The sequence below is a fragment of the Parabacteroides merdae ATCC 43184 genome, assembly GCF_025151215.1.
In the GTDB taxonomy this organism is placed as follows: Bacteria; Bacteroidota; Bacteroidia; order Bacteroidales; family Tannerellaceae; genus Parabacteroides; species Parabacteroides merdae.
In genome coordinates this window covers 1,531,614-1,542,666 of the sequence record NZ_CP102286.1, presented here as the reverse complement: position 1 = coordinate 1,542,666, position 11,053 = coordinate 1,531,614, and the positions used below count along the sequence as shown (strand labels likewise).

The 11,053-nt window shown below is 42.6% G+C and carries 11 protein-coding genes; all 11 read left to right on the top strand.

The features are described 5' to 3' along the window. Positions 1-8 precede the first annotated feature (8 nt). The 11 genes from NQ542_RS06325 (at position 9) to NQ542_RS06275 (ending at position 10,979) form a co-directional block, all read left to right on the top strand. Complete coding sequence (locus tag NQ542_RS06325; RefSeq protein WP_005638370.1) at positions 9-911, top strand: hypothetical protein; 903 nt, start codon at positions 9-11, stop codon at positions 909-911. Positions 912-921: 10 nt separating this feature from the next. Then, positions 922-1,941 (top strand): hypothetical protein, encoded by a 1,020-nt coding sequence (locus NQ542_RS06320; RefSeq protein ID WP_005638368.1) that lies wholly within the window; start codon positions 922-924, stop codon positions 1,939-1,941. Between the two features lie 92 nt (positions 1,942-2,033). Continuing rightward, positions 2,034-2,804, top strand: a complete 771-nt coding sequence (locus NQ542_RS06315; protein ID WP_147295492.1) for a glycine-rich domain-containing protein — start codon at positions 2,034-2,036, stop codon at positions 2,802-2,804. A 158-nt stretch (positions 2,805-2,962) separates the two neighbouring features. Then, positions 2,963-3,598 (top strand): LamG domain-containing protein, encoded by a 636-nt coding sequence (locus NQ542_RS06310; RefSeq protein ID WP_039850033.1) that lies wholly within the window; start codon positions 2,963-2,965, stop codon positions 3,596-3,598. Positions 3,599-3,848: 250 nt separating this feature from the next. Beyond that, complete coding sequence (locus NQ542_RS06305; RefSeq protein ID WP_005638360.1) at positions 3,849-4,364, top strand: hypothetical protein; 516 nt, start codon at positions 3,849-3,851, stop codon at positions 4,362-4,364. Between the two features lie 117 nt (positions 4,365-4,481). Next, entirely contained in the window at positions 4,482-7,742 is a 3,261-nt protein-coding gene (locus NQ542_RS06300; RefSeq protein WP_005638358.1) for a hypothetical protein, read from the top strand. A gap of 32 nt (positions 7,743-7,774) precedes the next feature. Next, entirely contained in the window at positions 7,775-8,128 is a 354-nt protein-coding gene (locus NQ542_RS06295; protein WP_039850070.1) for a hypothetical protein, read from the top strand. Between the two features lie 119 nt (positions 8,129-8,247). After that, complete coding sequence (locus NQ542_RS06290; protein ID WP_005638355.1) at positions 8,248-8,595, top strand: hypothetical protein; 348 nt, start codon at positions 8,248-8,250, stop codon at positions 8,593-8,595. A gap of 16 nt (positions 8,596-8,611) precedes the next feature. Beyond that, the gene (locus tag NQ542_RS06285; protein ID WP_039850030.1) at positions 8,612-9,085 is read left to right on the top strand and encodes an N-acetylmuramoyl-L-alanine amidase; all 474 of its coding nucleotides are present in this window, start codon (positions 8,612-8,614) and stop codon (positions 9,083-9,085) included. Between the two features lie 183 nt (positions 9,086-9,268). Then, positions 9,269-10,474 (top strand): XRE family transcriptional regulator, encoded by a 1,206-nt coding sequence (locus NQ542_RS06280; RefSeq protein WP_005638351.1) that lies wholly within the window; start codon positions 9,269-9,271, stop codon positions 10,472-10,474. Positions 10,475-10,490: 16 nt separating this feature from the next. After that, positions 10,491-10,979 carry a hypothetical protein gene (locus NQ542_RS06275; protein ID WP_005638349.1) on the top strand — a complete coding sequence of 163 codons (489 nt, stop codon included), beginning with the start codon at positions 10,491-10,493 and terminating at the stop codon, positions 10,977-10,979. Positions 10,980-11,053 lie beyond the last annotated feature (74 nt).

Here is an 11,053-nt window from a genome sequence, read left to right as displayed (position 1 = left end):
AGGAAGAGATGAAACGTAGATTGATATCAGGTAATCTATATAATACAGTGCCTAAATTGGTAAAGCTGGTAAGTCCTTTAGGTATCCAACAGAATTATATAATAGAGAAAAAATATAAGTTTGTGGATTTGCTAATCGTTGGAGGTGGCGGCGGAGGTGGCACAAACAGTGGTAGCGGTGGAGCTTCTGGAACAATAGCATTTGCTCGTAATATAAAAATCTCTTTGCTACCGAAAACTTTGACTTGTAAAATTGCAAAGCCTGTAAATGCACAAACTGATGGGGATAGTACAACTCTTGAAATAAACGGGGATACGATAATCTGTGCTGGAGGGCAAAGAGGTAATAGTGAGGGAGCAGGAGGGCTTGGTAATGGCTCTAAAATACCAGACAGTATATATACCATTCTATCAAAGTTGGTAGAAAACCCATCTTCCGATATCGCGATTTGTAATAATGGTGGAGGCTCTCCTGGTTATTGGAATGGTTCTTACGGTTATGCTGGTGGTTCAGGCGCATCTATGTCGGGTAATGGAAATTCATCGTCAGGAATGACCGGTGGAAACAGTGTAAGTAATGCAGATGGTATGGGCGGTTATAAAGGTGGAAATAGTCAATCTTATCAAGGTGGTACAGGATATAAATATAACAATGTACTTATTCCTATTGGCCTATTTGGAGGAGGTGGAACTTCGGGGAAAGGCTCGAACGGATCTGGTTCGGATGGGTCTGGAGCAGGTGGTGGGGCGGCAGGTCTTGAATCAGGTGGAAATGGTGGAAATTCAGGCTCAAGCAATCCTACGAATGGCGGAAATGGTGGCATTGGAGCTGGTGGCGGAGGAGGTGGTGGTCTGTCACGTAAAGGAGGAAAAGGAGGACAGGGTATAATTTGTTTATATTATCACAATTAAGAATAGCAATATGATATACATTCATAAAGACATTAATTTTTGGAAAACGAAAGTAAAACTTCCTGATTCCTATCTCATAAGTACAGATATAGACGATTATGAGGTTGGGGCTTATCTTCCGCTCTCAGAAGAACAGGAACAGTACCACAACGAACATCCGGATGCAACCCCGTTGGAGTGTTGGCACATGCAGCCCGCTCCGGAACCAGAACCGACACCGGAAGAACTGCTCTGGCGTGCCCGTGATGCCAAACGGCAGGAAATCTACGACAAAGACATCCATCATTACTACATCGACGAACAGGATGCCTATGCCGGTGATACGCTTCGTCTGAAAGACAAGTGTGGCCGGCAGGAAGAAGTCGAAGTAGGCGGTCATCTGTACGCCTCGAATATCTTAACGGTTGCTCTTGACGAAATAGCGGACTATTCGGAGCAGTGCGCCAAGGTGACAGACGGCTTGCTATCCCGTATCGATGCCGCCCAAACAGCCGAGGAGGTCGAAGCTATCATAGTAAAAGGCTATCCTGAAATGATCCATACAACAACGGCAGCCTTGCAAACTAAAGCAGATAAGGCAATCGCTAAATCCCCGGAAGCGCAGGCAGTGACCTTTGCCCGTGCGATGATGAACAGCGTGTCTCTCACAGCCAGCCAAGCGTTGGAGATGCAGGTCTTATTCCCCATTTGGGGTGAGAAAGATGCGGAGTTTGGCAAGGAAGTTGAAATAGGCTTCCGGCTTCGAGTAGTGGAAGGAGAAAGCGACACTTTGTTTGAAGTGATACAAAAGCACAAGCTGCAAGCCGATTGGAAACCGGGCATAGAAACTGCTTCACTGTATAAGATCGTTGAAGCTGAGCACGCAGGCACGCTTGATGATCCTATTCCATACGTGCAGGGTATGGCATTCGAGAAAGACAAATATTATGAACAATACGGTGTGATCTATCTCTGCATTCTGACAACCGTTACAGGTTATCCGAACGACTTGAAAGACTTGCCCACAATTGTACAGGAGGTAAAGCAATGAAACAGGTTATGTTATTAAAAGTTAAACGGGGGGGGTAAATGCTCTATAAATAAAGAAGTTACGACCTCTTATCGTAAGAAAGGAGGGCGTAGATGAGACGGTCGATGATGGGACGGAAGAAGTTGCAGTTGTTCACCAAGAGGTTCTATCCTGCCGGGAATTATACCTGGATCGTACCTAAAGGATGTAGGGAGGTTGATGTGTTTCTTGTCGGAGGAGGGGGTGCAGGACATAATGGAAGCGGTGGAGGTGGCGGCTATACTAAAACCTTCAAAAAAGATACATCCGGATGGAGAGACGGTGATGCTATCTCTGTTGCACCGGGTCAGTCAATTCCGATAACAGTTGGGAAAGGAGGAATTGGAGGGTATTCTGAAGTTGCCCCCAACGGTGGATACTCTCAATTCTTAAATTCAAGTTATAGAGCTAATGGCGGAAATGGTGCGGGTAATGGTTATCCAGGCGGAAGTGATGCCGGAGCATATACTGGTGGCAACGGCGGAAGTGGCGGAGCAGGAGATGATTCAGATACGGCTAAAGCGGGTTCTGATGGATCTAACGGAATCGGCAGCCGCAATGAAAATGGCTCTCTCTATCCAGCTGGTTCCCTATATGGCGGAGGAAAGGGTCAAAGGCATACAACCCGCGATTTTGGCGAACCTACTGGGAAACGAAATGCCGGAGGTGGTGGTTCAGACAGAAATATAAATGGGGGCATGGGTGGAGAATCCGATTACGACAAAGGATGCGGAACTGGAAATGGCAATAGAAAAAGTGGCGGTTACGGTGGTGGCGGTTGTGGTACTTACGGTAACGGCGGTGATGGCACTGTCCTGATCCGCTATTGGGCTTACGAAGAATGATCTGCCGTTGAAAAAGATGAAACAAGATATTAACGACTAAAAAATAGGAGATAAAGTCATGAGAAATAATTGTTTACAAATGTTAATGGGGGGGGGGGGGGGGGGTAACACCTCTTAACTAAAGTATCTGACCGACTTTCGGCGGAAAGGAGGTTGGTATGATAAGATCGATGATGGGACGAAAGAAAGTAGACAGGAATACTTTGCTGTTGCTACATTTTGATGGATCATTGAAAGATGAAGCCTCAGGCAAGCCTTATGTTGGTAGTAATATGTCCTATGTAGTGGGAAAATTCAAGAATTGCGTTTCGTTTTCAGGAAACGGGTATGTAAAGATAAGTGGAACGAATGCCATAAACGAGTCCCTATATCCAAACTATACCGTCGATTTTTGGATTAAACTGAAAAGTGGTGTGAGAAACGGTATAATGTCAAAAGGCAATGGTGGTGGAAGTTACAGCTTTGATATAATGGAGGAATCTGACGGACGCATTTTCTTTGGATTGCAGTATGGTGGAACCCGAGGGGATGCAATATGCTATTTTACGATGCCACGGGATCAGTGGGTTCATCTTGCGATCGTCAGGTCACAATCTCGATATTGGAAAGTGTATGTAAATGGAGTGTATGCGTCTGGTTTCACATCAACGATGGTTTCAGGGTACTATAGTTCTTTAATGATCGGAAAATATCGGGATTATGGATTGTATCTGAACGGTATGATTGACGAGTTTCGCATCAGTAATATTGCCCGTTGGACATCAAACTTCACTCCGCCTGCAAGGCCGTATTAATAAATTAGTGACACTGTCTTTGGGCTGTCACAGCAGAAAGACAGCAAATGTATATTCAGAAAAAATTATTGATAATCGCCAACCCCAGGTTGGGTATTTTCTTTTAAAACAAATGGAGATATAAAATGTTCGGTGGCGAAAGAATAATAAAACAGCCTCCAGGCTATCACAGATTGGAGGCTGTAAAAAAAGAAAATTAGGGGGACCGAGGGTCTCCGGAAACAAAGTTAAACAATAAAGTTTGAAAATCATGTTATTATTAATTATTTCTTTTTTGGTTATCGCAGTTTATATGGCAGCAGTTTGTATAAAGGCAAAAGGTGTACCGTACTCAATTAGTGCGACGTATTATACTCTTGATCATAAATTGATCTTTGGAGCAAGCATGGCACTGACGGCTATGTTCCTATTCCCGGTCATTTGGGAAATGAGTACAACCTTTACTATGCGGTTGCTGGCGATCGCAGCCTGTATCGGTTTGATTGGTGTCGGTTTGGCTCCTGATTTCAAAGACACTTGGATAAACCGCATTCATTGTGGATCGGCGGCATTGACGTTGCTTTCTTCTCAGCTATGGGTTGGCTGCACGTCTTTCTGGTGGGTTCTTATTCCGGTGTGGCTGGCTTTTATCGTTTACACGGTAATAGGCATGAGTAAACGGTTGAGTGGTAATATATGGCAGGACTTTGTATCAACGAAGCCGATGTTCTGGTGTGAGATTGCAGCGTTGTCTACGACTTTTGGCGCGTGTGGACTTGCGCTTTAGAAATCTACCATAAACAGAACATCTACCTTATATATTAAAACACGACAACCGGTAAAATGTCATATATCCGGTTGCCGTGTTTTTTATTGCCTAAAAATAAGTAGGTTATTTAGCAGTATGGAAATAAAGCGCGGAAATACGGTAGTTTGTGACGTTTATCTGAAGGATAATAGTTATACGGTCGAAGAGATTATGGGTGAGGACACTCTTACCCTGAATTTTCTTTCCCGAAATGTGGTAAACCTTCAAATCAACGACTATATAGACTTTGAAGGGACAAAATACAAGATCCGGCATAATGAGAAGGTGACGAAAAAGGAGACATCTCTTGGTTGGGAATATACCGTTCAGTTCTATTCAAGTCGGTACGACCTTTTGGATGCAGAGTTTTTCCTTCATGGTACACCGGAGCGGAAAAAGAACTTCGACTATTACACCGGTACCGCCCGTGACTGGCTAACCCTATTTGTCAAAAACATGAACCGTACAGGATCTGGTTGGGTGGCCGGATCCTGTATCGAATCCCGGATGGTTACCCTTTCTTTCAAAGATAAGAAAGTCGGGACGGTACTTGACGAACTCATTAAAGAATTGAATACGGAATACTGGATATCCGGCCAGACAATAAATATCGGCAGGAGGGAGTATTCAAGCAACGGCCTTGTCTTGGCACAGGGCGAAGGAATGGGTTTTACCGAACTGGAAGTGTCTGCTGTTGATGATACGCCACCAGTAACGGTTTTTTATCCATACGGTTCAGACAAGAATCTCGGTCCTGATTATGGCACTGATTATCTTCTTCTGCCTGATGGTCTGCTTTCTATCGAAAAGAATGTAGAGAAGTACGGCCGGATAGAAAAGTCCATGCAATTCGACCATATCTTTCCGAAAGGAGAGTTTGCCGTAACAGAAAAGATCGACGATTACACTCTGAGAGCTGCCGATATGGATTTCAATCTTACCGATTGCCTGTTGGACGGGGTGGAAGTGATCGTTACATTCCAGGATGGCGGCTTGGCTGGCTATGACCTTGCAATCGTTGAAGACAGTTGGGACAATGACTTGAAACAGTTCAAACTAAAGCAGAATGACCAGGAAAACGCCTTGAAAGTTCCCGGTGACATTAATTTTTCTGTCGGTGACAAGTTTATCCTTACCGGCCTGAAAATGCCGCAAAGCTATAGGGATAACGCTTCATTACAGCTACAGGAAGAGGCGCAAGCATGGTTGGATGGCAAGTGTGAGAAACGCATCCAGTTACGAGGAAAATGTGATGAAATTGTTTTTCGTTTGCAAAACATCTTTATCGCCTGTGGCCAGATGGTTGGCGTATATTCCGAACAGTTAGATATCGATCGAGAGATTCGTGTTACCAAAATAAAAAGGTATATCGAGAAAGACGGTACACCTTCATACCGGTATGAACTTACCTTGTCCGATTTCCTTGAATCGAATGGTTTTAAGGATCTGGTGGATGATGTGAATAAAGTGCCGGAAGAGATTGAGGATGCGGTTAAGCCGGTCCGGGAGCATACGAAACGCTCATGGCGGGACGTGATGGAAACTTTGGGCATGATGTTTGACCCGGAAGGGGATTATTTCACTGAACTTATCAAGCCGTTGGCCGTGCATACGGCTCAACTTATCGTCGGCACCAATTCCCAGCAGATGGAGCTTATAGGGATGAAGTTTATTCCGAATGCGGACAATGATGCCAACTATTTCAAGAATACGACAGGAAAGTTAGTACACTTTACCGTTAGCGAGGAAATCCGTGAATGGGCTATTCCGGCGGCTTCTTTCCGGCTGAATAATTCGCTTGCCTATTATGTTTATGCCAAATGTCCAAAAGAAGGAACAAATGGCTCAATATATGTCAGTGAACGGCAGATAAAGTTAGAGGATGAAACAGGGTTCTATCATTTCTGGGTAGGGGTGCTCAATACTCCGGAGGATGGCGTACGCTCTTGGCTTCCGAATTATGGATACACTGAGATTGCCGGCCAGACGATCACGACAGGATTGATAAAGGACAAGTTAGCCCGATTGGTGATTGATCTGGTGAATGGGACTATAACCGGACCTGTGATATTCAAATCCGGAACATCCGGTTATAATAACATTTCCGACCGTCCTAACCTTCAACCGTTGTATGATGGGGTAAATGATGCCCTGACGGATGCAGAGAATGCGTCGAATGCAGCCAACAACGCCCAATTGACTGCAAATAACAAGGCAAGGGTATTTTATCAAACGACGGATCCAACATCGGGTATGCGGACAAATGACTTATGGGTGGATGGGGAGAATATCTATAGATATAGCGGTTCTAAATGGGTTCTTGCCTCAAAATATGACAATACAATAACGAAGATCAATGGCGGACTCATAACTACGGGTGCGATCGCTTTTGGAAGCACAGGTGGAATGTCGGCGTCTGGTACAATCCGTATTTGGTCGGGAGGAACAGCCGGGGCGAAAGGGCAACCACCCACTGATCCGACATTCCGGGTAGAAAGCAATGGAAACGTGGAAAGTAGAGGAAGTATCTATATAGCAAATTCAAATGGAGAAAAACTTGCCGGGTTATCGGGAGGTGGAACTGCCGGAAACTCTGTTCGAATCTGGGCTGGAAATGCAACACCTGCAAATGCTCCGTTTAAAGTTTATCAAAATGGGGATGCCTACATCGGAGGACTTAGGATGGAGTCTGGAGGACTATTCTCGGATAACCGCTATTCCGGTGAATCGTCTTCTAAATTTTTCCTTTATTCATCAGGAAGTAATGCGTTTTTGGGATTTTCATCTTCCGGTAAATGGGCCGGCCTAGGTCTAAATACCTTGCCGTCTACGCTTGGGGGAACAAGTGCTTTGATGCGCCTTGAGTATACAACTAATCACAACGATATAAATTATGGGGCTGTGATAGATGTTCATGGTGGACGGCGCAACTATGCGTTATACTGCATTGGAGGTTTAAAGGTCAACGGATCGATCTCGACTGCCCGTTATGCACCCTCGTCGGACAAGAGTGATACAATCGTCCTGAACATCGGTTATCGGGACACGTTCGTCTTCAGTACCAGTACGTATCTTAGCGTCTATCTCCCTTCCCGGTCGACGATCACAAAGAAAATGGGAGAAGTCCACCCGGAATACGGAGATTCGTGGAGCGAAGTCGGTTTCAATTCCGTGATTTTTGTGCATGTGATCGTGGCGAAGTTCTCTTCCGAAGGTATCAGAATAGAACCAGAAAACTCTGATACACCATTGTTGGACAATAACGGCAACAGCATGACACTTGACATGAATAAGGGTGACTGTGCAACGTTCGCTTATTTTAACCAGGGATGGTATCTATTCAATAGACATTATTAATTACAATGCAAACAATCATAAAAACATACAATATGGAACTGACATTAAAAGACAGAGTATTAATACTCAACACCGTGTTACCACAGTTTGACACGAGAAAAAACATGGAACTGAAAGTATCGATAGACAGTAAGATAGCGATCTCGGAGGTTGATCAGAAGCGTATCGTTATCAAGGATATGGGGAGTGGTCAAATCAATATCGGATTTACTGATGCAGCGGCCATAACAGAAACAACAGATATAGCTTTGACTGATGAAGAACTTCAATACCTCAAACAACGTGTTGACTTCATAGATCGCAACGGCATGTTCTCTGAGTTCACGATGCCGACGTATGTCAAAATTTTGGATGAACCGCTAAAAGAGGAGCAACAGGCTGAATAATATAAAAATCCGCCTCCCATCTATCACAGACCGGAGGCGGAGAAATAACAAACACTGCCTTATGGCAATGAAAAAACTCGTAACAAAGATGATCAAATAAAAACGGAAGGAGGTGTAAAGTGAATGTAGAATTAACTGACATCCTGACAATCATCGGAACATTGGGAGGATTCGAGGCGATAAAATGGGGGATTAGCTTCTATACGAACCGGAAGACAAACGCCCGTATTGAGGACGCCCATGCCGATGTGGAGGAGTTCAAGGCTTTACGTGAGTATAACGAGTTCCTGCAGAAACAGCTATCAGAAAAAGAAGAACGTTTTGTAGAACAAACCGGAAGGCTTCGACAGGTACAGGATGAGCTTTTTACTTTGAAAGAGAGCTATTCGGATGTCAAGCTTGAACTTGCTATGAAAAGGTGTGAGAGAAAGAAATGCGGTGATCGTGAACCGCAGAATGGGTATTAATAATAGGAGGATAAAAATGAAAAAGATAGATTCAATCATTATCCATTGTTCGGCCACACGTGCCGGACAGGATATCAAAGCTAAGGATATTGATCGTATGCACCGTGCACGCGGTTTCAGCCAAATTGGTTATAACTATGTAATCGACTTGGACGGAACCATAGAAGCCGGTCGGCCACTCACGATAGCTGGGGCTCATTGTATCGGTTACAATGATCATAGCGTCGGGATTTGCTATATTGGTGGACTGGACACTTCCGGAAAACCGGCTGATACCCGGACTCCGGTGCAAAAGACGGCAATGGACGACCTAATTAACAAGTTAACGAGAGAATATGAGATTGCAGAACTTCTCGGCCATCGAGATACGTCACCGGACCTAAACGATAACGGCATAGTTGAGCCGTTTGAATTTATCAAGGTGTGTCCTTGTTTTGACGTTCGGGAAGAATACAAATCATTTTTGAAACTGATAATTGTACGGCCATGAAAGCCGTGATGTCGGATGTGATGGACGGTTGGAATATGTTGTATGTTGGCACGGCATAAGAGCTGTGCGATGTGTTCTTTGACATAGTGGGGACATTATTTTTATGCTGATGCTATTTTTAGCATTGAAAATACTATTTTATACGTGATTTTTCCTATTTTTGTACAAAAATAGCATCAGTATATGTATTTGATTAAAAACAATAGTAACCTGAGAAGCGAAATTTTGCCTTTGCGAGATGTCTTATCTCGATTTTTGAAAGAGAATGAGATAACAGATTCCGCTATCGCTGAAGAGGTTGGGGTAACAAGGGCGACTTTAAGTAAATTCTTAAAAGGGGAATCGGAATTAAAATTTATGCAAGCCGTTCGATTAATGAAAGTTTTAGGTATTCCTGAGACTGACTATGTGACTGCTTATTGTGAGGGCAAGGATGCTGAAGAAGATTCTCTCGAAAGACTTGAAAGAATTTCTTATATTTCCAAGAATTTTGATTTGGCGGCATTAAAAAAGCTGGGAATTATACCAAAAGTGAAAGTAGAAGAGTATGAGAAGTGTATTTGTAATTTTCTTGGTATAAATTCTATTTATGAATATGATGACACTTCTTTAATGCCCGCTCTTTTTAGTAAATCAAAACGGAGGATGTTGGAGGAGAAAGAATCAAAAATGACCTCTTTCTGGTTAAAGTGTGCTATTCAGTCGTTTCTTAAAATTGGGAACCCAAATGATTTTGATAAAGATTTGCTTTTGCAATTACTCCGTCGGTCAGCAGAATTTACGAAAGATGAGAAGAATGGGTATTATAGGTTTGTCCTTGTATTGTACCAGATTGGTATTATTGTACTAACGCAATCTTATGCCACTGGGACGAATGCCCATGGTGCCACTCTTATTTTAAATGGCAAGCCTTGTATAATCATTACAGATATGGGTAAAAAATACCATAAACTATGGCTTAGTTTACTCCATGAACTCTATCATGTTGTTAATGACTTTGAAATAATAGAAACTTTGAACTATCATTTTTCAACTCCAGATATGCCTGATTTGCTTTTGAATGAACAAAAAGCTGATCAATTTGCATTAGATATTCTAATTAATCCGGTTATCCAAGAAAAACTTGGAAGGGTTGTATCATTTCCTGCAAAAGTGAAGGCTTTAGCTAATGAATTACATATTTCTCCTTCTATTATTTACGGAGTGTATTTGGAATCTTTGCCTAATGGAAAAATGAAAAGTCAGCAATTTGCGAAGTTCAATAATGAAAAAATGTTGATTGCTTCAGAAATAGCGACTAAAAATATTTTGTTTGATCCTATCTCCAAACGTTCCTTGAAAGTCGCAATAGACGAGATGAAATCAATTTTAGAAAAGAAAGCTATATAACTAAAAATTACATTATATGGAATTATCAAAGAAATCATTAGACGATTTGATCAGTGCAGCTGATAAAATTATTGAAGCGAACAGTAGTCCGGAAAATGACTTATTTGGGGAAGTACAAAATCCAGAAGCAGTTAGAGAAATACTGGGTATCTCGGAACAGAATCCAAACCTTTCACATGAATTGTATTATGCTAATATCCAAAAATTTTTAGGAAAGTTTTTGCCGAAAGGTGAAGATATAACTAGGGTTATCCGTAATTTAGTTTGTATTTTACTTGCTCATAAAGAACTATCTGGGTTAACGTATGGAATACGAGGCGCGGATTCTCGTATGTCAAAGACGGAAGATATGGAGAATATGATAGATGTCCTATCTGAATGGTCAGAAACTCCAACGGATTATCTTAAGTTAGCTACAATCCTTTTGGATAAGTGTAAAGAATTAGGATATGTACCACAAGAAAGGAGATTGAACGATTACGTGCCAGCAAATACAAACTCCTGACTTGACTTTATTAATAATATCAAGGTGGTGTCCTCACGAAGTTGGAGTTCACCGCCTTTTTTATATCCGGGCGA